The organism is Bradyrhizobium sp. 40, assembly GCF_023100925.1.
Taxonomy (GTDB): domain Bacteria; phylum Pseudomonadota; class Alphaproteobacteria; order Rhizobiales; family Xanthobacteraceae; genus Bradyrhizobium.
Genome location: NZ_CP064688.1, coordinates 3,431,674 through 3,457,628, shown reverse-complemented (window position 1 = coordinate 3,457,628; position 25,955 = coordinate 3,431,674). Strand labels below are relative to the sequence as shown.

At 63.7% G+C, this 25,955-nt stretch carries 28 protein-coding genes and 1 tRNA gene; 8 read left to right on the top strand and 21 right to left on the bottom strand.

The window, feature by feature from the left end:
- Positions 1–18 precede the first annotated feature (18 nt).
- The 17 genes from IVB40_RS16840 to IVB40_RS16760 form a co-directional block, all read right to left on the bottom strand.
- A complete protein-coding gene (locus tag IVB40_RS16840) occupies positions 19–1,527 on the bottom strand; it encodes an NADH-quinone oxidoreductase subunit M (RefSeq protein WP_027567194.1) in 1,509 nt (502 codons plus the stop codon).
- Between the two features lies 1 nt (position 1,528).
- Positions 1,529–3,628, bottom strand: coding sequence for an NADH-quinone oxidoreductase subunit L (gene nuoL / locus IVB40_RS16835; RefSeq protein ID WP_247819362.1), 2,100 nt, complete (start codon positions 3,626–3,628; stop codon positions 1,529–1,531).
- A 61-nt stretch (positions 3,629–3,689) separates the two neighbouring features.
- A complete protein-coding gene (nuoK, locus tag IVB40_RS16830; protein WP_007603558.1) occupies positions 3,690–3,998 on the bottom strand; it encodes an NADH-quinone oxidoreductase subunit NuoK in 309 nt (102 codons plus the stop codon).
- A complete protein-coding gene (locus IVB40_RS16825; protein ID WP_027518246.1) occupies positions 3,995–4,633 on the bottom strand; it encodes an NADH-quinone oxidoreductase subunit J in 639 nt (212 codons plus the stop codon). Before IVB40_RS16825 ends, nuoK begins: the two co-directional genes overlap by 4 nt.
- Before the next feature lie 9 nt (positions 4,634–4,642).
- Positions 4,643–5,131, bottom strand: a complete 489-nt coding sequence (gene nuoI, locus IVB40_RS16820) for an NADH-quinone oxidoreductase subunit NuoI (RefSeq protein ID WP_026232873.1) — start codon at positions 5,129–5,131, stop codon at positions 4,643–4,645.
- Positions 5,132–5,145: 14 nt separating this feature from the next.
- Positions 5,146–6,213: an NADH-quinone oxidoreductase subunit NuoH gene (gene nuoH / locus IVB40_RS16815; protein WP_007603555.1), complete on the bottom strand. Its 1,068-nt coding sequence runs from the start codon at positions 6,211–6,213 to the stop codon at positions 5,146–5,148.
- Positions 6,214–6,217: 4 nt separating this feature from the next.
- Positions 6,218–8,293: an NADH-quinone oxidoreductase subunit NuoG gene (gene nuoG / locus IVB40_RS16810; protein ID WP_247819361.1), complete on the bottom strand. Its 2,076-nt coding sequence runs from the start codon at positions 8,291–8,293 to the stop codon at positions 6,218–6,220.
- 5 nt (positions 8,294–8,298) lie between these two features.
- Positions 8,299–9,624 (bottom strand): NADH-quinone oxidoreductase subunit NuoF, encoded by a 1,326-nt coding sequence (gene nuoF / locus IVB40_RS16805; RefSeq protein ID WP_027518249.1) that lies wholly within the window; start codon positions 9,622–9,624, stop codon positions 8,299–8,301.
- A gap of 15 nt (positions 9,625–9,639) precedes the next feature.
- Positions 9,640–9,843 (bottom strand): hypothetical protein, encoded by a 204-nt coding sequence (locus IVB40_RS16800; protein ID WP_026232874.1) that lies wholly within the window; start codon positions 9,841–9,843, stop codon positions 9,640–9,642.
- A complete protein-coding gene (gene nuoE / locus IVB40_RS16795) occupies positions 9,843–10,454 on the bottom strand; it encodes an NADH-quinone oxidoreductase subunit NuoE (RefSeq protein WP_247819360.1) in 612 nt (203 codons plus the stop codon). The genes IVB40_RS16800 and nuoE overlap by 1 nt, the downstream gene beginning before the upstream one ends.
- 12 nt (positions 10,455–10,466) lie before the next feature.
- Positions 10,467–11,429, bottom strand: a complete 963-nt coding sequence (locus IVB40_RS16790) for an FkbM family methyltransferase (RefSeq protein ID WP_247819359.1) — start codon at positions 11,427–11,429, stop codon at positions 10,467–10,469.
- Positions 11,429–12,625: an NADH-quinone oxidoreductase subunit D gene (locus tag IVB40_RS16785; protein ID WP_247356280.1), complete on the bottom strand. Its 1,197-nt coding sequence runs from the start codon at positions 12,623–12,625 to the stop codon at positions 11,429–11,431. The genes IVB40_RS16790 and IVB40_RS16785 overlap by 1 nt, the downstream gene beginning before the upstream one ends.
- Before the next feature lie 2 nt (positions 12,626–12,627).
- Entirely contained in the window at positions 12,628–13,242 is a 615-nt protein-coding gene (locus IVB40_RS16780) for an NADH-quinone oxidoreductase subunit C (protein ID WP_018455092.1), read from the bottom strand.
- Positions 13,243–13,253: 11 nt separating this feature from the next.
- A complete protein-coding gene (locus IVB40_RS16775; RefSeq protein WP_007610987.1) occupies positions 13,254–13,841 on the bottom strand; it encodes an NADH-quinone oxidoreductase subunit B in 588 nt (195 codons plus the stop codon).
- Positions 13,832–14,197 (bottom strand): NADH-quinone oxidoreductase subunit A, encoded by a 366-nt coding sequence (locus IVB40_RS16770; protein ID WP_007603535.1) that lies wholly within the window; start codon positions 14,195–14,197, stop codon positions 13,832–13,834. The genes IVB40_RS16775 and IVB40_RS16770 overlap by 10 nt, the downstream gene beginning before the upstream one ends.
- 574 nt (positions 14,198–14,771) lie before the next feature.
- Positions 14,772–17,021, bottom strand: coding sequence for a TonB-dependent siderophore receptor (locus tag IVB40_RS16765; protein ID WP_247819358.1), 2,250 nt, complete (start codon positions 17,019–17,021; stop codon positions 14,772–14,774).
- A 214-nt stretch (positions 17,022–17,235) separates the two neighbouring features.
- Positions 17,236–17,751, bottom strand: a complete 516-nt coding sequence (locus IVB40_RS16760) for a MarR family winged helix-turn-helix transcriptional regulator (RefSeq protein WP_247289468.1) — start codon at positions 17,749–17,751, stop codon at positions 17,236–17,238.
- 180 nt (positions 17,752–17,931) lie between these two features.
- Here IVB40_RS16760 and IVB40_RS16755 point away from each other — a divergent pair, with 180 nt between their 5' ends.
- From IVB40_RS16755 to IVB40_RS16745, 3 genes are all read left to right on the top strand, one after another.
- Positions 17,932–19,122: an aromatic ring-hydroxylating dioxygenase subunit alpha gene (locus tag IVB40_RS16755; protein WP_247819357.1), complete on the top strand. Its 1,191-nt coding sequence runs from the start codon at positions 17,932–17,934 to the stop codon at positions 19,120–19,122.
- A gap of 61 nt (positions 19,123–19,183) precedes the next feature.
- Positions 19,184–20,479 carry an MFS transporter gene (locus tag IVB40_RS16750; RefSeq protein ID WP_346283294.1) on the top strand — a complete coding sequence of 432 codons (1,296 nt, stop codon included), beginning with the start codon at positions 19,184–19,186 and terminating at the stop codon, positions 20,477–20,479.
- Between the two features lie 140 nt (positions 20,480–20,619).
- The gene (locus IVB40_RS16745) at positions 20,620–20,823 is read left to right on the top strand and encodes a hypothetical protein (RefSeq protein ID WP_026232877.1); all 204 of its coding nucleotides are present in this window, start codon (positions 20,620–20,622) and stop codon (positions 20,821–20,823) included.
- 91 nt (positions 20,824–20,914) lie between these two features.
- Here IVB40_RS16745 and IVB40_RS16740 read toward each other — a convergent pair whose 3' ends face one another.
- The gene (locus tag IVB40_RS16740; RefSeq protein ID WP_247819355.1) at positions 20,915–21,040 is read right to left on the bottom strand and encodes an SEC-C metal-binding domain-containing protein; all 126 of its coding nucleotides are present in this window, start codon (positions 21,038–21,040) and stop codon (positions 20,915–20,917) included.
- Positions 21,037–21,498 (bottom strand): FkbM family methyltransferase, encoded by a 462-nt coding sequence (locus IVB40_RS16735; protein WP_247819354.1) that lies wholly within the window; start codon positions 21,496–21,498, stop codon positions 21,037–21,039. The genes IVB40_RS16740 and IVB40_RS16735 overlap by 4 nt, the downstream gene beginning before the upstream one ends.
- A gap of 140 nt (positions 21,499–21,638) precedes the next feature.
- Here IVB40_RS16735 and IVB40_RS16730 point away from each other — a divergent pair, with 140 nt between their 5' ends.
- The gene (locus IVB40_RS16730) at positions 21,639–21,791 is read left to right on the top strand and encodes a hypothetical protein (RefSeq protein WP_247819353.1); all 153 of its coding nucleotides are present in this window, start codon (positions 21,639–21,641) and stop codon (positions 21,789–21,791) included.
- Between the two features lie 162 nt (positions 21,792–21,953).
- Here IVB40_RS16730 and IVB40_RS16725 read toward each other — a convergent pair.
- A tRNA-Asp gene (locus IVB40_RS16725) sits at positions 21,954–22,030 on the bottom strand.
- A gap of 62 nt (positions 22,031–22,092) precedes the next feature.
- Between IVB40_RS16725 and IVB40_RS35765 the strand changes: the two genes are divergently transcribed.
- Positions 22,093–22,563, top strand: coding sequence for an HU family DNA-binding protein (locus tag IVB40_RS35765; protein ID WP_256465240.1), 471 nt, complete (start codon positions 22,093–22,095; stop codon positions 22,561–22,563).
- 102 nt (positions 22,564–22,665) lie between these two features.
- Positions 22,666–23,916, top strand: coding sequence for a peptidase T (gene pepT / locus IVB40_RS16715; protein WP_247819352.1), 1,251 nt, complete (start codon positions 22,666–22,668; stop codon positions 23,914–23,916).
- 55 nt (positions 23,917–23,971) lie between these two features.
- Here the strand turns inward: pepT and IVB40_RS16710 are convergent, their stop codons facing one another.
- Complete coding sequence (locus IVB40_RS16710; RefSeq protein WP_247819351.1) at positions 23,972–24,865, bottom strand: hypothetical protein; 894 nt, start codon at positions 24,863–24,865, stop codon at positions 23,972–23,974.
- Between the two features lie 352 nt (positions 24,866–25,217).
- On the opposite strand from IVB40_RS16710, the gene IVB40_RS16705 reads away from it, so the two are divergent.
- Positions 25,218–25,442 carry a hypothetical protein gene (locus IVB40_RS16705; RefSeq protein ID WP_247819350.1) on the top strand — a complete coding sequence of 75 codons (225 nt, stop codon included), beginning with the start codon at positions 25,218–25,220 and terminating at the stop codon, positions 25,440–25,442.
- A 121-nt stretch (positions 25,443–25,563) separates the two neighbouring features.
- On the top strand, positions 25,564–25,926 hold the full coding sequence (locus tag IVB40_RS16700; RefSeq protein ID WP_247819349.1) for a hypothetical protein: 363 nt from the start codon (positions 25,564–25,566) through the stop codon (positions 25,924–25,926).
- Positions 25,927–25,955: the final 29 nt, after the last annotated feature.

Below are 25,955 nucleotides of genomic sequence, written 5' to 3'. Positions count from 1 at the left end.
ATATCCTGACCTGCCCGCTCACTGGAGCAGTGCGGCGGCCTTCACGGCCGTCACAGCGGTGTTGTAATTGTTGACGAGTTGCTGGACCGAGGCCGCCGACATGTCGAGCACCGGCTTCGGATAGATGCCGAACAGGATCGTCAGCGCGATCAGCGGGAACAGCGTCAGGCCCTCCCGGAAGGTGAGATCCTTCATGCTCGCCAGCGACGGCTTGACCAGCGCCCCGAACACGACCTTGCGGTAGAGCCACAGCGCATAGCAGGCCGAGAGGATCACGCCGAAGGTGGCGAAGAACGCGGTCGGGATCGAGACCTTGAAGGTGCCGAGCAGCGTCATGAACTCGCCGACGAAGCCGGAGGTGCCGGGCAGGCCGACATTGGCCATGGTGAAGACCATGAAGGTCAGCGCGTAGAGCGGCATCCGGTTGACGAGGCCGCCATAGGCCGCGATCTCGCGGGTGTGCATGCGGTCATAGACGATGCCGACGCAGAGGAACAGCGCGCCGGAGACGATGCCGTGCGAGATCATCTGGAACACGCCGCCAGCGACGCCCTGCATGGTGCCGGCAAAGATGCCCATGGTGACGAAGCCCATATGCGCCACCGAGGAGTACGCGATCAGCTTCTTCATGTCCTCCTGCATCAGCGCCACCAGCGAGGTGTAGATGATGGCGATGGCCGAGAGCGTGAACATCAGCGGCGCGAAGTCATGCGAAGCGAGCGGGAACATCGGCAGCGAGAAACGCAGGAAGCCGTAGCCGCCCATCTTCAGCATGATCGCAGCCAGGACCACCGAGCCTGCGGTCGGCGCCTCGACGTGGGCGTCGGGAAGCCAGGTGTGCACCGGCCACATCGGCATCTTCACCGCGAACGAGGCGAAGAAGGCAAGCCACGCCCAGGTCTGCAGCGAGCGCGGCACGGCGGTGTGCATCAGGGTCGGGATGTCGGTGGTGCCGCCGTTCCAGTACAGCGCCATGATGGCAAGCAGCATCAGCACCGAGCCGAGCAGCGTGTAGAGGAAGAACTTGAAAGACGCATAGACCCGGCGCGGACCGCCCCAGACGCCGATGATCAGGAACATCGGGATCAGGCCGCCTTCGAAGAACAGGTAGAACAGCACGAGATCGAGCGCCGAGAAGGTGCCGATCATCAGCGTTTCCAGAATCAGGAACGCCATCATGTATTCGCGGACGCGGTTGGTGATCGCCTTCCAGCTCGCGATGATGCAGAACGGCATGATGGCGGTGGTCAGGATCACCAGCGGCAACGAAATGCCGTCCACACCCATGTGATAGGTGATGCCGGTGGCGAGCCAGTTCGCCTTCTCGACGAACTGGAAGTCGGCGCTCGACGCATCGAACCGCATGACCAGGATCACCGACACCGCGAAGGTGATCAGCGTGGTCCACAGCGCGATCCAGCGCGAGTTGCGCCGGGCCGCCTCGTCATCGCCGCGGCTGAGATAGACGATCAGCGCGCCGACCAGCGGCAGGAACGTCGTGACGGATAGAATTGGCCAGGTCGTCATTTTACTGGCCCCCAAAGCCGAACATGAACCAGGTGATCAGGCCGGCGGCACCGATCAGCATGGCGAACGCGTAGTGGTAGAGATAGCCGGTCTGGATTTTCACGACGTTGCGGGTGACATCCAACACCCGGGCAGAGACGCCGTCGGGACCAAGGCCGTCGATGATGAAGCCGTCGCCCTTCTTCCAGAGCTGGTAGCCAATCCACTTCGCCGGACGGACGAAGATGATGTCGTAGAGCTCGTCGAAGTACCATTTGTTGAGCAGGAACTTGTACAGCATCGGCTGCGTGTTCGCGAGCTCGACCGGCAGATAGGGCCGGCGGATGTAGAACAGGTACGACACCAGGAAGCCCAGCACCATCATCACCGTCGGCAGGAAAGCGATGGTCTCGGGGATGTGGTGCATCTCCTCGATGATGTGCGGGTTCATCTTCACGGATTCGCGGAAGAACTCCTCGATGCCGTGCCCGGCGAACAGCTCCTTGAACGGGAATCCGGCCAGGATGGAGCCGACCGCGAGCACACCGATCGGGATCAGCATCCAGATCGGCGCTTCATGCGCAGCCTCGTAGTGATGATCGTCATGCGGCTCGCCGTGGAAGGTCTTGAAGATCAGGCGCCACGAGTAGAACGAGGTCAGGCCGGCCGCGACGACCGTCATCAGGAAGCCGTACATCGCGAACGGATTGTGCGAGGCGTAGGCCGACTCGATGATCGCGTCCTTGGAGAAATAGCCGGCGGTGAGCGGGAAGCCGGTGAGCGCGAGCGTGCCGACCACCATCACTGCGTAGGTGTAGGGGATCTTGCGCCACAGGCCGCCCATGTTGCGGATGTCCTGCTCGTGGTGCATCGCGTAGATCACCGAGCCGGAGCCCAAGAACAACAGCGCCTTGAAGAAGGCGTGCGTGAACAAATGGAACATGCCGACCGAATAGGCCCCCGCCCCCATCGCCACGAACATGTAGCCGAGCTGCGAACAGGTCGAGTAGGCGACGATGCGCTTGATGTCGTTCTGGACGAGGCCGATGGTCGCCGCGAAGAACGCCGTGGTGGCGCCGAAGAACATCACGACGGCCTGCGCGTTTGGCGCGAGCTCGAACAGCGGCGACAGGCGCGCCACCATGAAGACGCCGGCGGTGACCATGGTCGCGGCGTGGATCAGGGCCGACACCGGGGTCGGGCCTTCCATCGCGTCCGGCAACCAGGTGTGCAGCAGGAACTGCGCCGATTTGCCCATCGCGCCCATGAACAGCAACAGGCAGGTCAGGGTCAGCGCGTCGGCGTGCCAGCCGAGGAAGTCGATGGTCTTGCCGGTCAAGCCGGGCGCAGCGTGGAAGATGGTCTCGAAATCGGTCGAGCCGGCCAGCAGGAAGATCGCGAAGATGCCGAGCGCGAAGCCGAAATCGCCGACGCGGTTGACCACGAAGGCCTTGATGGCGGCGGCGTTCGCCGACGGCTTCTGGTACCAGAAGCCGATCAGGAGGTAGCTCGCCAGACCCACGCCTTCCCAGCCGAAGAACAGCTGCACGAGGTTGTCGGCGGTCACCAGCATCAGCATGGCGAAGGTGAACAGCGAGAGATAGCCGAAGAAGCGCGGCCGGTTCGGATCCTCGTCCATGTAGCCGATGGAATAGAGGTGCACGAGCGAGGACACGGTGGTCACGACCACCAGCATCACGGCGGTGAGCGTGTCGACCCGCAGCGTCCAGTAGACCTGGAGATCGCCGGAGAGGATCCACGGCAGCAGCGGAATGCGGATGTCGTGGTGCATGAAGCCGACATCGACCAGCGTCATCCAGGACAGCGCAGCCGACACGAACAGCAATGCCGTGGTGATCAGCTCGGCGCCGCGCGAGCCCGCCGCGGGCGGCTCGGAGACGTGGTGGTCGTCGTGGCCGTCGCCGGGTTCGTGGTGAGTTTCGTGGACGACCGACGCATCCTCGTTGATCGTATCAGACGCATGGGCGTGCGCGCCATGACCGTGATCATCGTGATGCTCGACCGTGTCGCCCGAGGGGTTGCGGGCATGCGCGCCGAACAGCGCGATGAGGCCGGCCAGAATGGCGCCCAGCAGAGGCAGAAAGACGATTGCCTGGACCATGATTTAATCTTTCCGCATGATCTGGTCGGAAAACCGGTGTCCACTTTTCCGGATCATGCGATCAGCCCTTCATCAGATTGACGTCCTCAACCGCGATCGAGCCGCGGTTGCGGAAATAGACCACCAGGATGGCGAGACCGATTGCGGCTTCAGCGGCCGCGACGGTGAGCACCAGGAGCGCGAAGACCTGCCCGACGATGTCGCCGAGGAAGGTCGAGAACGCCACGAGGTTGACGTTGACCGCGAGCAGGATCAGCTCGATCGACATCAGGATGACGATGATGTTCTTGCGGTTCAGGAAGATGCCGAGGATCCCGAGCGTGAACAGGATCGCGCCGACCGCCAGATAGTGTCCGAGCCCGATCGTCATTTCACCCACTCCGCCGCGTCCGAATCCTGGAGCCCCTGCCCCGGCGCCACCTTGCGGATCGCCATCGCTATTTCGGGCGTGCGCGCGTTTTGAACGTTGATGTCCTGCCGCTTGACACTGGCCTTGTGCCGCAGCGTCAGCACGATAGCGCCGATCATCGCGACCAGCAGCACCATGCCCGAGAGCTGGAAGTAGTGGATGTACTTGGTATAGAGCACCAGGCCCAGCGCCTCGGTATTGGAGACGTTGGCCGGGATCGCCGCCGTGATCGTCTTGGCGACGCCGGGGTTGATGACCCAGAAGCCGACCGTAAGCAGCAGCTCGAACAGGAAGATGCCGCCGATCACGAGGCCGACCGGGAGGTACTCGATGAAGCCCTCGCGCAGCTCGAGGAAGTCGACGTCGAGCATCATGATCACGAACAGGAACAGCACCGCGACCGCGCCGACATAGACGACGATCAGGATCATCGCCAGGAACTCGGCGCCCATCAGCACGAACAGGCCGGAGGCGTTGACGAAGGCCAGGATCAGGTACAGCACGGAGTGCACGGGATTACGCGAGACAATCACCATCACCGCCGAGGCGACACAGACGCCGGCGAACAGATAGAAGAACAGCGCGGGAAGGATCATGCTCTCATCTCACCGGTACGGCGCGTCGAGTTCGATCGCTTTCGCGATTTCGCGTTCCCAGCGGTCGCCGTTGGCGAGCAGCTTGGCCTTGTCATAGAACAGTTCCTCGCGGGTCTCGGTCGCGAACTCGAAGTTCGGACCTTCGACGATGGCATCGACCGGACAGGCTTCCTGGCAGAGGCCGCAATAGATGCACTTCACCATGTCGATGTCGTAGCGCACGGTGCGGCGGGTGCCGTCGTTGCGGCGCGGGCCGGCCTCGATGGTGATGGCCTGCGCCGGGCAAACCGCTTCGCACAGCTTGCAGGCGATACAGCGTTCCTCGCCGTTCGGATAGCGGCGCAGCGCATGCTCGCCGCGGAAGCGCGGCGAGATCGGGCCCTTCTCGAACGGATAGTTCAGCGTCGGCTTCGGCTGGAAGAAATAGCGCATGGCGAGGAAGAACGCCGAGACGAATTCCGACAACAGGAGCGAGCGTGCAGTGGCGTTGATGTTGATACCCATGACGGCCCTCACTTCGGCGCGATGCCGGCAAAGTGCAGCACACCGGCCACCACGATCACCATCGCCAGCGACAACGGCAGGAACACCTTCCAGCCGAGACGCATCAGTTGATCGTAGCGGTAGCGCGGCACGATCGCCTTGGCCATCGCGAACAGGAAGAACATGAAGAACAGCTTTAGCGAGAACCAGATGATGCCCGGCACCCAGTTGAAGGGCGGCAGGTCCACCGGCGGCAGCCAACCTCCGAGGAACAGGATCGTCGCCATCGCGCACATCGTGGCAATCGCAACATACTCGCCGAGCATGAACAGAAGATACGGCGTCGAGCCGTACTCGACCATGAAGCCGGCGACGAGCTCGGATTCCGCTTCGACGAGGTCGAACGGCGGGCGATTGGTTTCCGCCAGCGCCGAGACGTAGAAGATCACGAACATCGGGAACAGCGGCCAGACGTACCAGTTCAGGATCGTGAGCTGCGGCAACCCGATCAGGCTGGCGAGGCCGCGGACATGCTGCGCCTCGACCACGGCCGAGAGGTTCAGCGTGCCGGCGCAGAGCAGCACCGTGATGATGACGAAGCCAATCGAGACCTCGTAGGACACCATCTGCGCCGCGGAGCGCAGCGCCGCCAGGAACGGATATTTCGAGTTTGACGACCAGCCGGCCATGATGATGCCGTAGATCGACAGCGACGAAATCGCGAAGATGAAGAGAACGCCGACATTGATGTCGGAGATCACCCAGCCGAGATTGGTCGGGATCACCGCCCAGGCGGCGAGCGCGAGCACGCATGAGACCAAGGGAGCAAGGAGAAACACGCCCTTGTTGGCGCCGGACGGGATGATCGGCTCCTTCAGCACGAACTTCAGGAGGTCGGCGAAGGATTGCAGCAGGCCCCAGGGACCAACCACGTTCGGGCCGCGGCGGATCTGCACGGCCGCCCAGATCTTGCGGTCGGCGAGCAGGATGTAGGCGATCGCCACCAGCAGGACGACCAGCACCAGGACGCTCTCCGCGATCATGATGATCAGCGGCCAGAGGAACCCGGTCCAGAAGGCGCTTTCGAAGAATTCCATCAGCTCACTCCGCTGCGGTCAGCATCTGCCCGGAGGCAAGCCGCGAACACTCCGCCATCACGGCGGACGCACGCGCGATTGGGTTGGTCAAATAGAAGTCCTCGACGAGCGGCTTGAACGGAGCCTTCTCCGTCGGGCCGCCCTTCCCCGCGAGTTTCTTGATCTGATCGGCCGGGCCAGCCTCGATCTGGTCGAGACGGATCAGATGCGGCACAGCCTTGAAGATCGCCTGGCGCAGGGCCGAGAGCGAGTCATAGCCGAGCTTCTTGCCGAGCGCCTCCGACAGCGCGCGGACAATCGCCCAGTCCTCGCGGGCCTCACCCGGCGGGAATGCGGCCCGTCCGGTCATTTGCACGCGGCCTTCGGTGTTGACGTAGATCGCGGACTTCTCGGTATAGGCGGCTGCCGGCAGGATCACGTCGGCGCGATGGGCGCCGCGGTCGCCGTGGGTGCCGATATAGACGACGAAAGTGCCGTCCGACGGCTTGATCTCGTCGGCGCCGAGCAGGAACAGCAGATCGAGCGTCCCGAACGTCGCCATCTGCGCTGCGTTCAGTCCGCCCTGACCGGCGACAAATCCGATATCGAGCGCGCCGACGCGCGAGGCGCTCTCGTGCAGGACGCCGAAGCCGTTCCAGCCGTCCTTGAGCGCGCCGACGTCGAGCGCGAGCTTGGCCGCGGCTGCGAGAATGGCGGCGCCGTCGTGACGCGAGGCCGCGCCCGCGCCGACCAGGATGATGGGGTTCTTGGCGTTCTTCAGCACGTCCATGAAGGAGTGCTTGCCGGCCGCGAGCTCACCGAGCGTGTCGGTGCCCGCGCCGAGGTGATCATAGTCGTACGTGAGGTCGGGCTTGGCGCCGATCACGCCGACCTTGAAGCCGCCGGCGCGCCAGCGCTTGCGGATGCGGGCGTTGAACACCGCCGCTTCCTTGCGCGGATTGGCGCCGATGATGAGCAGCGCATCGGCCTGCTCGACGCCGGCGAGCGTCGGATTGAAGATGTAGGAGCCGCGGCCAAGCGCGGGATCGAAGGCGTCGCCGCCCTGCACCGCCAGATTGGCCGAGCCGTATTTGGCCAGCAGATCCTTCAGCGCGAACATCTCTTCGACGCCGGCGAGGTCGCCCGCGATCGCACCGATGCGCTTGCCGTCGGTGCGGGCCGCTTTCGCGGCGATCGCGGCAAAGGCCTCGGGCCAGCTCGCCGCGCGCAGCTTGCCGGCTTCGCGGATATAGGGCCGGTCGAGGCGCTGGGTGCGCAGGCCGTCGACGACGTGACGGGTCTTGTCGGAGATCCACTCCTCGTTCACGGCCTCGTTGATGCGCGGCAGGATACGCATCACTTCGCGGCCGCGGGTGTCGACGCGGATCGCAGATCCCACGCCGTCCATCACGTCGATCGACTGGGTCTTGCCGAGCTCCCACGGCCGCGCGGCGAAAGCATAGGGCTTCGAGGTCAGCGCGCCGACCGGGCAGATGTCGACGAGATTGCCCTGAAGCTCCGACGTCAGCGCGTGCTCGAGATAGGTCGTGATCTCCATGTCCTCGCCGCGGCCGGTCGCGCCCATTTCGGGGGCGCCGGCGACTTCCGCCGAGAAGCGGACGCAACGGGTGCACTGGATGCAGCGGTTCATCGAGGTCTTGACCAGCGCGCCGAGATATTTGTCCTCGACCGCGCGCTTGTTTTCGGCGAAGCGGCTGGTGTCGACACCGTAGCCCATCGCCTGGTCCTGAAGGTCGCACTCGCCGCCCTGATCGCAAATCGGGCAATCCAGCGGATGGTTGATGAGAAGGAATTCCATCACGCCTTCGCGCGCCTTCTTCACCATCGGCGAACGGGTGGAGATTTCCGGCGGCTCGCCCTTGGGACCCGGGCGGCAATCGCGCACGCCCCAGGCGCAGCTCGCGACCGGCTTCGGGCCGCCCTTCACCTCGACGAGGCACATCCGGCAATTGCCGGCGATCGACAGCCGCTCGTGATAGCAGAAGCGCGGAATCTCGGCGCCGGCCGCCTCGCACGCCTGAAGCAGCGTGTATTCGGCGGGGACATCGATCTCTTTACCGTCGATGATGAGCTTGGTCATTGTCTCTACTCCGCCGCGACCATGTTCACGGGATCGCGGACGCCGGCATCGTCGATGTCGGCCTTGTGCGAATATTGGTCGATGCGCGCTTCGATCTCATGACGGAAATGCGCGATCAGGCCCTGGATCGGCCACGCCGCCGCGTCGCCGAGCGCGCAGATGGTGTGGCCTTCGACCTGCTTGGTGACTTCCAGCAGCATGTCGATTTCGCGCTTGTGGGCGCGACCGTCGGCCATGCGGGTCAAGACGCGCCACATCCAGCCGGTGCCCTCGCGGCACGGCGTGCACTGGCCGCAGCTCTCGTGCTTGTAGAAATAGGAGATGCGGGCGATGGCGCGGATCAAGTCGGTCGACTTGTCCATCACGATTACGGCCGCGGTGCCGAGGCCCGAGCGCAGCTTGCTCAACGAGTCGAAATCCATCGGCGTGTCGATGATCTGCTCGGCCGGCACCATGCGCACCGAGGAGCCGCCGGGGATCACGGCCTTGAGGTTGTCCCAGCCGCCGCGGATGCCGCCGCAATGCTTCTCGATCAGCTCACGGAACGGAATGCCCATGGCTTCTTCGACGTTGCAGGGCCGCTCGACATGGCCGGAGATGCAGAACAGCTTGGTGCCGACATTGTTCGGACGGCCAATGCCGGCGAACCATGCCGCGCCACGGCGCAGAATGTCCGGCGCAACCGCGATCGACTCGACATTGTTGACGGTGGTCGGGCAGCCATACAGGCCGACATTGGCCGGGAACGGCGGCTTCAGCCGCGGCTGGCCCTTCTTGCCTTCGAGGCTCTCGAGCAGCGCGGTTTCCTCGCCGCAGATATAGGCGCCGGCGCCGTGGGCGACGTAGATGTCGAATGGCCAGCCGTTGACGTTGTCCTTGCCGACCAGCTTGGCCTCATAGGCCTGGTCGATCGCCGCCTGGAGATGCTCGCGCTCGCGGATGAACTCACCGCGGACATAGATGTAGCAGGCATGCGCGTTCATCGCGCAGCTCGCGATCAGGCAGCCCTCGATCAGGAGATGCGGATCGTGCCGCATGATCTCGCGATCCTTGCAGGTCCCGGGCTCGGATTCGTCGGCGTTGACCACGAGATAGCTCGGCCGGCCGTCGGTCGATTCCTTCGGCATGAACGACCATTTCAGGCCGGTCGGGAAGCCGGCGCCACCGCGGCCGCGCAGCCCCGACGCCTTCATCTCGTTGATGATCCAGTCGCGGCCCTTGTCGATGATGTTCTTCGTGCCATCCCAGGCGCCGCGGCGCCGCGCGCCCTCGAGCCCCCAATCGTGGAGGCCGTAGAGGTTCTTGAAGATGCGGTCCTTGTCCTCGAGCATGTCAGTGCTTTCCGATCAACGGTTGGCTTGCTTGTAGGCAAGCCCGGCGGCGCAGACGGCGAAGGTCAGCGCCCAGAGCAGACTGGATTCCAGCGACGCGTTCAGGGCGAAGCGCTGAAGCAGGAAAATGAACGTGGCCGCCACGGCGGAATGCATTGCGACGAAGCCCCACTTCTTCACAACACTGCTCCCTTCAACTGGCGGCGAGAGATCACGCATCAGGTGATCTCCTTCAGCGTGGTCGGCCCACCGGTCGGCGCCGAGAACTGGCGGCCGTTCTGCGGACCGGGCTTGGGCGGATTGCCCGAGGCAAAGCCGTCGAGCACCTTGCCGAAGCTTTCCTTGGTCAAATCCTCATAGGTGTCCTTGCCGATCAGCACCATCGGCGCGTTCACGCAGGCACCGAGGCACTCCACCTCTTCCCAGCTGAAATTGCCGTCCTTGGAGAGATGGAAGGGCTCGTGATGGATGCGGTGCTCGCAGACGTGGATCAGATCCTCGGCGCCGCGCAGGCGGCACGGCGTGGTGCCGCAGACCTGGACGTGGGCCTTCTTGCCGACCGGGGCCAGCTGGAACATCGTGTAGAAGGTCGCGACCTCGAGCACGCGGATATAGGGCATGTCGAGCATGTCGGCGACAGCGCGGATCGCGGCCTCCGAGACCCAGCCGTCATGCTGTTCCTGTACGCGCCAGAGAATGGCGATGACGGCCGAAGCCTGGCGCCCGGCCGGATATTTCGCGATCTGCTGCTTGGCGAACGCGAGGTTCTCCTCCGTCAACGCAAAGCTCGCGGGCTGGACTTCCTTCGGTGCTAATCGGCGAACGGACATCTCTTCAATCTCTCACTGCATGCGGCGCGCGGTTTTCGCATTCAGGGCATTGATCCTGTCCTGCCAGAATGCGCTTGCGGTGCCGAAAACATTGTAGCCGACGTGGGTCGAGACCTTGATGCGGTCGAGGATCGACAGCTCGGTCACCGTTTCCATACGCCTTGTGCTGGGATCGTAGACGATCAGCTTCAGCGGGGTGTGTTCGAGGATGTAGCGCGAGACCGCGTGCGAACGGTCGCTGCCGTGCTCCTCGCACATGATGACGCTGTCGGCCTGGAGCAGCCGGGCGCCGCCCTTGATCGCCTCGATCTCGACGCCCTCGACGTCGAGCTTGATCAGGTACTTGCCGGTCGCGGCGATCTTGCCGTCGTCGATCAGATTATCGAGCGCGATGACCGGCACGTCCTCGCCGCCCGCCGATGCATCGCCGGCGATGCTGAAGGCCTCGTGCTTGGTGCCTGACAGACGCGCGGTGCCACGGGCCGCACCGATCGCGCATTTCATGGTCTCGAAGCGGCTGCCATTGATGCGGGCGTTGTTGGCGAGCTTCGGATGGTTTTGCCCCGACGGCTCGATCGCGATCGCCTTGTGCGAACCGAACGGCTTGCTCGACACCAGCACCGACCAATAGCCGTAATTGGCGCCGCAATCGAGCAGGGTGTAGTCGACGTCGATGGAGTCGGCGAACAACAGCTCCAACTCGTCCTCGTAATTGTAGGAGCGGTTGAGCAGCTTGCTCCAATAGCCGTCGCCGTAGGGAAATTCAAACACGGCGTCGGGGTTGAGCTTGATCGCGATGTTGCGCTCGGGCAGCGTCTTCCGCAGCAGATTGGCGCAGGCGATGTAGCCCATATGCGAGAAGTGCGACGAGATCTTCGACCCCGTCACCAGCGCCAAGGCAGCCGTCCGCTCCCACAGGTTGGCCCCTTCAAGGGCCCCCGAGGCGCGGTCAAACTGGATCGGCGCCTGCGCCATCACCGATCGACCTCTCCGAACACGATGTCGAGCGAGCCGAGGATCGCCGAGACGTCGGCGAGCAGATGACCGCGGCAGATGTGGTCCATGGCCTGGAGATGCGCAAAGCCGGGCGCGCGGATCTTGCACTTGTAGGGCTTGTTGGTGCCGTCCGAGATCAGAAAGACGCCGAACTCGCCCTTCGGCGCCTCGACCGCGGCGTAGACCTCGCCGGCCGGCACGTGGACGCCTTCGGTGTAGAGCTTGAAGTGATGGATCAGCGCTTCCATCGAGCGCTTCATCTCGCCACGGCGCGGCGGCGCGACCTTGTTGTCTTCGACGACGACGGGACCCTTCCCGTCGGCTGCGTTCAGCTTCTGGATGCACTGCTTCATGATGCGCACGGACTGGCGCATTTCTTCCATGCGGATCAGATAGCGATCGTAGCAGTCGCCGTTCTTGCCGATCGGGATGTCGAAATCCAGCTCGGCGTAGCATTCATAGGGCTGCGACTTGCGCAGATCCCACGCCGCGCCCGAACCGCGCACCATCACGCCGGAGAAGCCCCACTCCCAGGCTTCCTTCAGCGATACGACACCGATGTCGACGTTGCGCTGCTTGAAGATGCGGTTCGCGGTGAGCAGCCGGTCGAGATCTTCGACCACTTTCAGGAACGGATCGCACCAGGCGTCGATGTCGTCGACCAGCTTCTGCGGCAGGTCCTGATGCACGCCGCCGACGCGGAAGTAGGCTGCGTGCATGCGGCTGCCGGAGGCGCGCTCGTAGAACACCATCAGCTTTTCGCGCTCTTCGAAACCCCACAGCGGCGGGGTTAGCGCGCCGACGTCCATCGCCTGCGTGGTGACGTTGAGCAAATGCGACAGGATGCGGCCGATCTCGCAATAGAGCACGCGGATCAGCTGCGCGCGGCGTGGCACCTCGATGCCGAGCAGCTTTTCTGCAGCCATGCAGAAGGCGTGCTCCTGGTTCATCGGCGCGACGTAGTCGAGGCGGTCGAAATACGGGATCGCCTGCAGATAGGTCTTCTGCTCGATCAGCTTTTCGGTGCCGCGGTGAAGCAGGCCGATATGGGGATCGACGCGAGCGACGACCTCACCATCCAATTCAAGCACAAGACGAAGAACACCGTGCGCAGCCGGATGCTGCGGTCCGAAGTTGATCGTAAAGTTGCGAAGCTGTTCGGGTTGCTCGTTCATGATCAGACCTTCGGCCCCGCTTTTTCATCGCCCGGAAGGACCGGATAGTCGGCGCCCTCCCACGGGGACAAAAAGTCGAACTTGCGGAATTCCTGGTTGAGCCTGACCGGCTCGTACACCACCCGCTTCTCCTGGTCGTCGTAGCGGACCTCGAGGAAGCCGGTGGTCGGGAAATCCTTGCGCAGCGGATGACCCTCGAAGCCGTAATCGGTCAGGAGGCGGCGCATGTCGGGATGACCGACGAAGATCACGCCATAGAGGTCGTAGGCTTCGCGCTCGAACCAGTCGGCGCCGGGAAACACCTCGATCAGTGACGGCACCTGCGTGGTCTCGTCGGCCTGGGCCTTGAGCCGGATCCGGGCGTTCAGGGTCGGTGACAGGAAGTGATAGATCACGTCGAAGCGCTTCTCGCGCGAGGGATAGTCCGCCGCCGTGATGTCGGTGAAGTTGATGAAGCGGCAGTTCGGGTCGTCGCGGAGGTACTTGACCACCTCGACGATCTTGCTGACCTCGACATCCACCGTGAGCTGGTTGAAGGCCACCGAATGACCGATGGCGGCGCCCGGAAGCGCGCTAACGATCGTCTGCCCCAGGGCGTCGAGCTTGGCGTCGTCCATGACGTAAAACCTTAGCGTTCGATGGTGCCGGTGCGGCGGATCTTCTTCTGCAGCAGCAGCACGCCGTAGAGCAGCGCTTCCGCCGTGGGCGGGCAGCCCGGCACGTAGATGTCGATCGGCACGATGCGGTCGCAACCGCGCACGACCGAGTAGGAATAGTGATAATAGCCGCCGCCGTTGGCGCAGGAGCCCATCGAGATGACGTAACGCGGCTCGGGCATCTGGTCGTAGACCTTGCGCAGCGCAGGCGCCATCTTGTTGGTCAGGGTCCCGGCGACGATCATCACGTCCGACTGACGCGGCGAAGCACGCGGCGCGAAGCCGAAGCGCTCGACGTCGTAGCGCGGCATCGACACCTGCATCATCTCGACCGCGCAGCAGGCGAGACCGAAGGTCATCCACATCAGCGAGCCGGTGCGCGCCCAGGTGATGAGGTCGTCGGTCGCGGCCACGAAGAAGCCCTTGTCGGACAGTTCCGAATTGACCTCGAGGAAGAACGGATCATTGGCCCCGACCGGCCTGCCAGTCGACGGGTCCAGGATGCCCTTGGGGGCCGGCGCGAGAACCGGACCGGCGGATGACACAGGGTTCAATCCCATTCCAGTGCGCCTTTCTTCCATTCATAGGCGAACCCGACCGTCAGCACGCCAAGGAACACCACCATGGACCAGAAGCCGGTCGCGCCAAGCTTGCCGAACGCCACCGCCCAGGGAAACAGGAACGCCACCTCGAGGTCGAAGATGATGAAGAGGATGGCGACGAGATAGAAACGGACGTCGAACTTCATGCGGGCATCGTCGAAGGCGTTGAAACCGCACTCATACGCCGACAGCTTTTCCGGGTCCGGCTGCTGGAACGCGACGATGAACGGCGCGATCAGCAGCACCAAGCCAATGAGGCCCGCTACCCCTATGAAGACGACGAGTGGAAGATAGTTCTGCAGAATGCCGCTCATTGACGAGCCCTTTTTCCCGCAGCCTCGGGACAGCCACGGATTCGTCCAGTTTGGAATTGTTCTGAGCCTTAGCGCAGTGCACCAATGGGCGCAAGACACGCTCTTTTTAGGCCCTTTGTCGCCCTCAGAACGGTAGAAATCCCGGAATCACCCCGCGGCTGGTATGGAGCAGATCGACAGCCCCAGCAAGAGCGCCGCGATCAGTCCACACCCGCTGGGCCGTGACGTCCGTTGTTGAGAAGGCTCACTTTATCTAGGCCGCGACGCAGCAATGTCCAGATTACAACGAGGACAGGCGCGCCCACCATCGGGCGAGCGATCCGGGAGCCATGCATCACGATCGGACCCGGGCTCGTCTGGCGAATGCGTCGGGCGGGCGGCGCCCGCTTCCGCCGCCGCGGAAAATCAATGGCGAGCGCGGCGGCGACGTGGCTGGATCGTCGCGCGCCGCGCTCGCATGAGCTTCGGGCCGGGGGGCATGGCCCGCGAGCTCATCGATCTCGTGGTTGGAAGCCAGTGACGAGCCGGTCAGGCTCTCACGATGGCCTTCCCTCGCCTGTTCTCGTCATTTGCCTCACCATTTGTAGGAGACGCTGGCGGTGACGCGCCGGCGGTCGCCGTAGAAGCAGGAGGACGCCGCCGCGCAGCTCGCGACGTAGATCTTGTCGGTCAGATTGACCACGTTCAGCGCGGTGCGCCAGTTCTGCCATTCGTAGTGGAGCGCGAGATCGCCGAGCACGACCGCGGGAACCTCGAGGGTATTGGCGGTATCCGCCCACGACGAACCGACATAGCGGACACCGCCGCCGAAGCCGAACCCTGCGAGCGGCCCGTCCTTGAAGGTGTAGTCCGCCCAGCCCGACACCAGGAGCTCAGGCGTGTTGGTCGGGGTCTTGCCCACCAGCGCCGGGTCCAGATCCCTGCTGTTGAACAAATGGTAGGCCGTGAACGAGCCGATCAGCTTCAGCTCACGCGTGGCGTTCGCCACCGCTTCGAGCTCGATGCCGCGCGATGTCACCTCGCCGGTCTGGTTCTGCAAGGTCGTGACGACAGGATCAGTGGTTGCCACGTTCTGGCGCTTCAGGTCGAACACCGAGGCGGTGAAATAGCCGTCAAATCCCCTCGGCGCGACCTTCACGCCGATTTCCGCCTGCTGGCCGGTCTCCGGCAGGAACAGCTGGTTTTGCGCGTTGAGGCCGATGATCGGATTGTAGCTCGTGGCGTAAGACACATAGGGCGCGATGCCGTTGTCGAAATTGTAGATCAGCCCGGCGCGCCCGCTGAACTTGCTGTCGTCGCGGCTGGCGAGCGTGGCGCCGGTATCACGGCCAGCCTGCGTCGTCTCGACCCAATCGTTGCGGCCGCTCAGCACCAGCGTGAAGTTGCCGAGCTTCATCTGGTCCTGAAGATAGGTGCCGGCCTGCTTCTGCGTGATCTGGAAGTTGCGGAACGGTGTGCCCGTCAACGGAATGTCAAATCCATAGGCGGGATTGAAGACGTTGATCGAAGGAACGGTGCCGAAGTTGAAAGCCTGATAGTCGTCGATCTGATAGCCCTTCAAATCGACCCCGAACAGCATCGTGTGCCGCACCGCGCCGGTGTTGAAGCGGTACTCCAGCTGGTTGTCGAGATTGGCCTGGTTGGCGGTGTTCTTCGCATACCAATTATAGCGACCGAGACTGGCCGTGTTGATGTCAGCCCAATTATTGCCGACGTAGCCGCGATAGGTCACATCGACGTGGGCAAACCGCGCATTCTGCCGGAACGTCAAATCGTCGGTGAGATTGCGCTCGAACTGATAGCCCAGCATCTCCTGCTCGCGCGTGAACTTGTCGACGCTGGGATCGCCGGCGAAAAAGCTGGTCGGGATCTTGCCGAACCGAGCGTTGGTCACCGTGCCCTCATAGGGCAGGAAGTTGATGCCGCGGGTTTCCTGCCGGGAAGCTGAAGCCAGCACCGTGAACGTCGTGTCGGCGTCCGGCTTCCAGGTCACCGACGGCGCGATGAAGTAGTTGTTGTCCGGGGTGAAATTGACCTGCGTCGGGCCGTTCTGGACCTGACCGACGACGCGGTAGAACAGCTTGCCGTTCTCAGGGGTCGTCGCGACCGGACCGCCGACATCGAAGCCGACATAGGCGTTGCCGAAATTGTTGACGCCGGTCTCGATGAAACGGACGGGCTCCGCCGGCGGCATCTTGCTGATGACGTTGACGATGCCGCTCGGGCTCGATCCGCCATAGAGCACGGCCGACGGACCGCGCAGCACCTCGACGCGCTCCATGTTGGGCGTCTGAAGCTTCCAGCTCGCATAGGACGTGTAGAACAGCTGCATGCCGTCGAGAAACAGTCCGACGTCGTCGGACTTGAAGCCGCGGATCAGCCACCAGTCGTTGCGCGTGTCCGCGCCGAAGGTCCCGGCGCGGACGCCGGCGGTATAGCGCAGGACTTCGTCGAGCTTGTTTGCCTTCTGGTCGCGGATCTGCTCCGCGCCAATCACCGACACCGCCTGCGGCGTCTCCATGATCGGCGTGTTGGTCTTGGTGCCGGACGAGCTGCGGCCGGCGACGTAGCCGTGCACCGGGCCGAGCGGGGTCTCCACGGAACCGACATTGCGCTGCGGCTGCGGCTTGCTTCGGTTGGCGGTCTGCTGGGATGATCGCGGCGCGCGGCGGACGGAGGGCGCCGCCCGGTGGCGCGTTTCCGGCGCGGTGACGGTGACCGACGGAATGTTCTGCGCGCCACTCTGCGCAGGAGATTGTGCAAGCGATGCCTGCGGCACCAAAACCCAAGCGGATGCGGTCGCCAATACGGCCGACCGCAGCATTCCAAGACTGTTCAACGCGCAACCCCAAAACTGCGTGTTTTGATTTGCCCATGCCGTCAGTCCCATGACGGCATGCGCTTGCGGTGACGCTTAGGGGAGCGCGCGCGAATTCCCTAATTGAAAGCCTCTTAGAAAGAGTCTTAGAAACAAGTCTTGGAAGGGTTCTTGGAAAGATTCTTGGAAGCGATCCAACATGTCCCGGATTGCCGAAACGTCAGCGCGAAGTCTTCTCGTTCTCGAGCATCTCGGCAGCGATCGTCGTCAATTGATCGACCTGCTGCAGCAGCGCCTCGAACTCGGCTTCGCTCAGATGTTCGCGCAAGCGCCGATTGCGCTCCTGCGCACCGGCGACGATCGCATCATGCGCCGCAAGGCCGGTTGCGGTCAGCGAGACCAGAACCTCGCGGCTGTCTTTCGGGTTCGCTGATTTCGCGATCAGCTTGCGCGAGACGAGTTCCGCAAGCGCGCGGCTGATCTGCCCCTTGTCCTGGCCGACAGCTTCCGCAAGCCGCGCCACGCTCATCGGCGGCCGCCGGCCGAGCGAGGCGACCAGGCCAAACTCGACCGAGGACAATCCGGCGAGACGCTTGTAGCGCAGGATGGCGCCGCGCTTGAGCAAATTGGCCAGCACCATCAGCCGCGACGACAGCATGACAGTGATCGGCGCCGGCGACTGACTTTCGTCCGCATCGGACGATGCGCGCCCGGCCCTGCTTGATGTCTGGCTCATGATCCACCTCTGCCAAGAAAGCCGCGGCGTGCCAAGTCTTGGTAGCGCAACCTCCCCAGCCTGATCCGAATGCGACTAAGAGGCATCTGGAAATTCGTTGACATTGTCATCGACCGGCTCTTCACTGGTGTTCAAGGCGTCACAAGCCGAGCCAGCAAGGCCGACAGCGGGAGGATCAGCATGACCATCAGCCAGCGAGATCGCGATCTCGGCACGGCCTATGCGATGAAGCCGGCGCACACGCGCACCGAGCTCACCTCGGTCGTGCGCGGCACGCCGATGGGCGAACTGCTGCGACGTTACTGGCATCCGGTCGGGCTCATCAGCGATGCCACCGACACCCCGAAAAAGGTTCGCGCGCTCGGCGAGGATCTGGTGCTGTTCCGCGACAAGCACGGCCGCGCCGGCCTGCTCCACGCCCGCTGCTGCCACCGCGGCACCACGCTCTATTATGGCAAGGTCGAGGAGGACGGCATCCGCTGCTGCTATCACGGCTGGAAGTTCGACACCGAAGGTCACTGCCTGGAGCAGCCCTGCGAACTCGACGGCGGCCAGTTCAAGGACAAGGTGCGCCAGCCCTGGTATCCGGTCGAGGAGCGCTACGGGCTGATCTTCGCCTATATGGGCCCGGCCGAAAAACGCCCAGTGCTGCCGGCCTATGAATGCCTGGAGACCATGGATGACGGCGAGTTCGTCGAGGCGGACGATTCCTCGATCGGCGGCGGCGGTCCGGCGATCATCCCCTGCAACTGGCTCCAGCATTTCGAGAACGTGGTCGATCCCTACCACGTGCCGGTGCTGCACGGCTCCTTCTCGGGCCCGCAATTCACCAACATGATGGCATCGATGCCGGAGGTGACGTTCGACAAGACGCCGCGCGGGATCGCCGTGCGCTCGATCCGCAAGCAGGATGACGGCAAGGTGTTTTACCGCGTCACCGAGGCGGCACTCCCCACCTTGCGCGTCGTTCCAAACCCGCGCGTGGCGCAGTTCGCCCGCGTCGAGTCGATCGGCTGGACGCTGCCGATCGACGACACCTCGTTCCGCATCTACGTCGCCGGCCGCGTCAAGAACCCCGGCGACATCGGCCGCATGCGCTCGAAATTCAACGGCAAATTCTGGTGGGACATGACCGAGGAAGAGCACCAGCAATTTCCCGGCGACTATGAAGCCCAGGTCGGCCAGGGCCCGCAGACCATCCATTCCGAGGAGCATTTCGGCCAGAGCGACCGCGGCATCCTCTTGATCCGGCGCATGCTGAGCGAGCAGCTCGAGGCGATGGAAGCAGGCCGCGATCCGATCGGAATCTCGTTCGATGTGAGCGCGCCTCGGGTCGAATTCGAAGCGGGGAATTACATCCGCGACGCGTGAAGCAGCCAGCTCCAATCAAAGCTGGACCGACAACGATAACAAAGACTAATTGGGGGAAGCGATGGTCGATGTGACGTCACAAATGTCGGTGCAAACGGCCGCGACGGCAAAACCCCCGGCGCGGCGCTATTACGTGCTGGGCCTGCTCACGATCATCTACGCGCTGAACTTCCTCGACCGCACGATCTTCAACGTGCTGATCGAGCCTATCAAGAAGGAGTTCCAGCTCAGCGACACCATGATGGGCCTGCTCGCGGGCTTCGGCTTCGCCCTGTTCTATTCCCTGCTCGGCATTCCCATCGCGCGCGTCGCCGACCGGCTCAACCGGCGCAACATCGTCGCCGTCGCCTTTGCGTTCTGGAGCGCGATGACGGCGTTGTGCGGCGCTGCTTCGAGCGTCACGTCGCTGGCGCTGGCAAGGATCGGCGTCGGCATCGGCGAATCCGCAGGCTCGCCCGCCTCGCAATCCATCGTCGCCGACCTCTTCGCCAAGAACGAGCGTCCGCGCGCGCTCGGCATCTACGCCGTCGGCACCTATCTCGGCGTCTTCCTCGGTTATTTCGTCGGCGGCTACGTCAACCAGCACTATGGCTGGCGGATGGCGTTCTACGTCGCGGGCCTCCCCGGCATCCTGCTCGCTATTATCCTGTGGCTGACGATCTCCGAGCCGAAGCGCGGCGCCATGCAGGAGAATTTCGTGCCTGAGCCGCTCGGGCCGACGCTGCGTTTCCTGGCCTCGCAGCAGAGCTTCATCATCGTGCTGATCGGCTTCTGCCTCACCACTTACACGAACTACGCGACCGCGGCCTGGATCCCGCCGTTCCTCGCGCGCGTGCACCATCTGTCGAGCGCCGAGATCGGCACCTACGCCGGCACCTTCAAAGGGCTCGCCGGCATGGCCGGCACCCTGCTCGGCGGCTTCGTGGTGGCGCAGATCAGCCGCCGCGACGACCGCTGGAAGCTGTGGGCGCCCGCCATCACCTCGGGCCTTGCCGGCCCGGTGTTCGCGCTGTGCATGCTGACGCAGGACTTTGCGATGATGGTGGCCATGCTGGCGCTGACCTCGTTCCTGGTCGGCTTCCATCTCGGGCCGATCTTCGCGATCGCGCAGACGGTGGCGAAGCCGAGCATGCGGGCGCTGGCCTCCGCCCTGATCGCGCTCACCGCCACCTGCTTCGGCCAGGGCGTCGGTCCGCTCGCCGTGGGCATGGTCAACGACGCCCTGAAGGGCGCTTACGGCGCCGACGCGGTGCGCTATTCCCTGCTTTCGGCGGCGGTCACGACCACGCTGGGGGCGCTCCTGTTCGTCTGGGCGGCCCGCACGATCCGGAACGATATCGGCCGGGCCGCAGCCTGACGCCGGCCCCGGACGCCTCCCGGGCGAAACCCGCTCGCGGGGAGATGAAACCATTTTGCGGAACCCGCGAAACCATCCGGAAACAGACGGTCCTTACAAGAGGAGCCATAGACGGCGGCAAAGCCCGTCGGGGGGCTCAGATGAACCACTCCATTCACTCTGCTGATCGTGCGACCCACCTCAAGATCGTGGTGGTGGCGCTGGTAGCCGGAATCACGGTGGCCGGCTTCGGGATCGCAGCTCGCACCAATGCCGATTACAGCCAGACCGCCCAATCCGCCCACGTGATCAAGGCCGGCAAGCCGGTCGTGGTCACCAGCGCCGGGACGTCAGAGATCCGCTGAGGACGAAAAAGGTCCGGTTTGATACCAAATGGCCGCCTTCGGGCGGCCTTTCTGATTCAGGCGACGAGCGAGTGAGCCAACATGAAGCGGGTCAATAGCTGCCCCAGCAGTGCTTGGATTTCTCGCCTGAACCGCAGGGACAAGGATCATTGCGGCCGACACCGCTCTGCCCATAACGCAGCCGGTTCAGGGCCTTCCTGTTCTGCTCCAGGATCATCTTGCGGCGCGTCTCTCCTGCACGCCGATCACGGCAGCATTGTCGCCGGCGTCCCAGAACGCCTGCGGCTTCAGATGGGCGAGCTTGCCGCTGACATAGACCGGGTAGAACCAGCCGAGCGTTCCGTCGCGCAGGCGCTGCAGCGTCGTCAAATCGTAGAGGAAGAAACCTGCGGCCAGCAGCATCGCGTTGATGTCCTGGAAGTCGTCAACGTCGGTCTCGCAGACGACCACGCTGCAATTCTCGAGCACGTCGCGCGCGCCCGTCAGCGCGGCCTGTTCGGCGCCCTGCACGTCGAGCTTGAGCAGGAACGGCGGCTTGAGCGACAGCTCTTCGACCCGCGCATCAAGCGTCGTCGCCGGTACTTTCAGCTTGCTGGTGGTGAGGTCGTTGACCCGCGACCAGTAGACGTCGCCCGCGGGACGCAGCGATGACCAGTAAGGATGCACGGATTCCATGATCTCGATCTCGCCCTCGTGGTCGGTGATGGCGCAATGCGATAGTGCCCGCCAAGCACCTCCTTGATCGCCTTGAGGGAGTCCTCGTAGATCCTGTTAGCGTCGACGTTCAGTGGCACCGCGCCGCTGAGGCACGACTGATGGTTGAGCACGAAGTGCCCGTCGGCGCAGCCCAGATCGATGACGGTCCCGTAGCGCACGCCCTTCGCGAACAGATTCTGCAACGTCGCGCTGAAATCGGCTGCCTGCATCAACTCGATCCGAACAATCCCGGATTGAGCGGTACCATGTGATCAACGGCGCGATCAACTCGAGCGTCTGGCGACCGTCGCGCGGGCGAGGGAATTTTGCGCGGGTCGAAGACAACAAAGCATGCGGAAGTCGGGGGCGCGAGCGACCCGGGATCGAAGCGAGATCAGGATTTGAAGGTAAGGGTATGAAAGGATTGCCAAAAATGGCGCGAGAGACGGGGCTCGAACCCGCGACCTCCGGCGTGACAGGCCGGCGCTCTAACCAACTGAGCTACTCCCGCGTGACACGCAAATGTCTGCGGAACGAGGGGGGACTTAAAGGCCGGACCTGTTGAAGTCAAGGATGTTGCGTCCACAGCCTGAACGGGGCGGATTTCCGTCGAGGGCGCGCACGGACGTGGCCCGCGCTCATGCCGGCGGCGTAGTCAGTCCGGTCCCGAATCGTCTACGCCTCCGGAACTTGGCGGTTCAGGGATCGTCACCCGACCACCGGCAAGCATCGAGGAGGCCAGATATGGCGAAGAAGGCTGCCGCTCCCGCCACCATCACGCTCAAGCACCTCGCTGCCGACATTGCGGAGAGCCAAGACCTGTCGAAGAAGCGCGCTGAGGCCGTTCTGACCGACATGGTCGACCTGATCACCAAGCACCTGAAGAAGGGCGACCGCGTCCGGATCGTCGGGCTTGGAATCCTCCAGGTTCGCAAGCGCGCCGCCCGCACCGGCCGCAATCCCGCCACCGGCGAGCCCATCCACATCAAGGCCAGCAAGAAGGTCGCCTTCCGCCCGGTCAAGGAACTGAAAGAGGCGATCTGACCCCTCACGTTTCGTTAAGCCTGATCAGCGTCCTCCGGCCTCACCGCGCCCTGCTTTTCTGGTATACCGCCCCTCTCCCCTGACCCGGCGGTTTGACCAGAAATGTCCTCCCTCACCTTTTCGCATACCGTGACCGAGCGCTTCCTGCGCTACGTCACCATCGACACCCAGTCCGATCCGGAATCCCCGAGCTCGCCCTCGACCGATAAGCAGAAAGATCTCGGCCGTGTGCTCGCCGCCGAGCTCAGGCAGATGGGCGTCGAGGACGCGCATCTCGACGATTACGGCTACGTCTACGGAACGATCCCGGCAAACACGACGAAGAAGGTGCCGGTGATCTGCTTCTGCTCGCACATGGACACTTCGCCCGACGTTACCGGCAAGAACGTCAAGCCGCAGGTCGTGAAGAACTATCGCGGCGGCGACATCACGCTGCCGGGCGACACCAGCCAGGTGATCCGCTTCGCCGAGCATCCGGCGCTGAAGAACCAGATCGGCAACGACATCATCACCACCGACGGCACCACCCTGCTCGGCGCCGACAACAAGGCGGGCGTGGCCGAGATCATGGATGCCGCGCATTTCTTCATCAACAACCCGGACGTGAAGCACGGCACCATCAAGATCCTGTTCACGCCCGACGAGGAGATCGGCCGCGGCGTCGACAATGTCGACATCAAGAAGCTCGGCGCCGAGTTCGGCTACACCATGGACGGCGAGAGCGCGGGCAGCGTGGAGGACGAGACCTTCTCGGCGGACGGCGCCACCATCACCATCAACGGCGTCAGCGCCCATCCCGGCTATGCCAAGGGCAAGATGGAGCATGCGATCAAGATCGCCGCCGCCATCGTCGAGCGCCTGCCCCGCGAAGGCTGCTCGCCCGAGACGACATCAGGCAAGCAGGGCTTTCTGCATCCGATCGGCATCGAGGGCGCGCTGGAGCAGGCGACGCTCTCCTTCATCGTGCGCGACTTCACCGAGGAAGGGCTGAAGGAGAAGGAGATCCTGCTCGAGAACACCGTCAAGAACGTGATGAAGGATTTTCCGCGCTCGACCTACACATTCGAGGTGCGGGAGCAGTACCGCAACATGAAGCAGGTGATCGATCGTCACCCGCACATTCTCGAATACGCCATCGAAGCGATCCGCCGCGCCGGCCTGCGCCCGATGCGCACCGCGATCCGCGGCGGCACCGATGGCTCGCGCCTCTCCTTCATGGGCCTGCCCTGCCCCAACATCTTCGCCGGCGAGCACGCGTTTCACTCCCGGCTCGAATGGGTAAGCCGGCAGGACATGGAGAAGGCGGTGCAAACGATCGTCCACCTCGCCATGATCTGGGAGGAGAAGGCCTAGCGCCTCTCGTCAAAGGCAACATGGCCGGGATCGCTCCCGGCCATCGTCCTGCACGTCAGGGCACCGGCATCGCGCGCGGAGAGCGATGGAAGCGGTTCGAGCTTGCCATCCAGTTCGGCAACGGCTCTCCATCGCGGTGCCGCCCGCCGGCCACCGCCGCAGCCCAGGCCACGGCAGCGCCGATCAGGGTTGCTGCGGCAACGGAGAAGGCGACGATGATGGAATTACGCCGCGCCCGATTGATCGCCGTCCTTGAATCCGCGATCAGCGCGTCGACCCGTCGTTCCGAGTCGGGAGCGGCGAGTCCCGTCAGCGCGGCCACTTGCTGCACCAAATAGGTCCGATCATCGGTGCTGATGCCGCTGTGGCTCGATGACGTCATCAAGATGCGTCCTGCTTCGGCGCGGGCTTCCCTGAGGTCGGTGTTAGGGGGCCGCCGCGGCGCGCGAAACAGCTTGTCCAGCTCGTAGCTCAACAGAGGCTCGGCGGCGGAGGTATTGCTCGCCGAACTGCGCATCGGCGAACGATCAATCGCAGCTGCGCCGAGTATCGCGAGCAGAGCGGCACCAAGCAGCACGGCAAGCGCCCAGGACATCAGGCCATGCAGCCCGTCCCGCCGTTCGCCGTCGTCTTCGATCGTTGTGATCGTCGGGGCTGGTCGCGTTGTCCGGCCGGCGACATAACCGCCGAAGCCGAAGCTGATAATCGCCTGGATGATCAGATACAGCCCCGACAGCAAAGCCAGCGCCGCCGATGCATCGCGCCATGTCGGCGAGGCTGAACTGACGCCCAGGCCGACGGCGACTCCAAAGCCGACCAAGATGAACGACATTGCGCCGGCAGCCAAAGCGCCTGCGATGACCGAGCTCCACTGGATGGTGCGCCGGTCATCGGCAGCGACGCCGCCGCCTTCGATGATGTCTTCCCGTATGAGAGTTTCCATCGTCATCGCCGCTCTCTCAGCGCAGGCCGAAGAACGACAGGATCGCCATGACGACGACGATCAAGCCGATGAGATAAATCAATCCGTCCATAGTCCGTCCTCCTCGATTTCTCCTCGTCGCTAATCACAACGAAGAAAGAACGTTCCAAACTGGACCGAGCCCGCGGGAACGAACCGGCGCGATGCGGATTAGCTGTCCAAGTCCCAAGGATGAAGTTTGTGAGCACGAAAGCCCCAGCCGGTCAGTCCCGGCTGGGGCTTTCTTTTTGGGCGGCGGTTCCTGTCCTATGTTAACGACGCCGGCTCTCCGATCATCAAGGATGCGATCGGGGCGGAACCTCCGGATCGGGAGAGCGGCGTGGATCGCAGAACCGCGTGCCTTCATCAGGCAGATGCATTCCGGGAAAAGGCGATCGCCGATCCCGAGCACCACGACCAGTGGATTGATGAAGCCATCAAATGGCTGGAACGGGCCATGGAAGCCCGCTGTCGCGCCGTCGTGACGGTCGAAGCCGGCGATGTGCCGAACGCAGCAAGCGGAACGTCAGCCGATGCCCAGTTGAGCTTGATCACGCGCCAATGAGAAGCGCTGTCGTCTTCGCAACCGCTGCGGCAATTGTTCCAGGGGACGTAACAATGTTGCGGGTCGACACTGTTCCCACCCCCATGCTAGGCCGGACACAGACCGCAACCAGAGTGAAATCGTGCTCGCGAACCGCCGGCCCTCAGGATCATGCCCGCCGCGCAACTGGCGCGGGCTGCTGTCTGTGCTGATCGCGGTTGTCTACCTGCTCGCGGGAGCGCTGCATGGCCTGCACGACATCGACGTCACCACGCCCGGTGGCGGCTCGGAGATCAGCGCCGTCCTTGACGGCCCGGGAGATCACAACGACCACAAGGCCATCGGCGGGCATCATTGCCATGGCTGCTTCTCGGTGACGGTGGCGCAGCCGGCGCCACCGGCCGCATCGATCGGGCTCGTGTCTGCATCGCGCCCGCAACGCGCAACCCGGCTCTCCGGCATTATTCCCGATACCGACTCCCCGCCTCCCAAACAGATGGCCTGAACGGATTGGTCGGGCGCTCCGCGCCCATG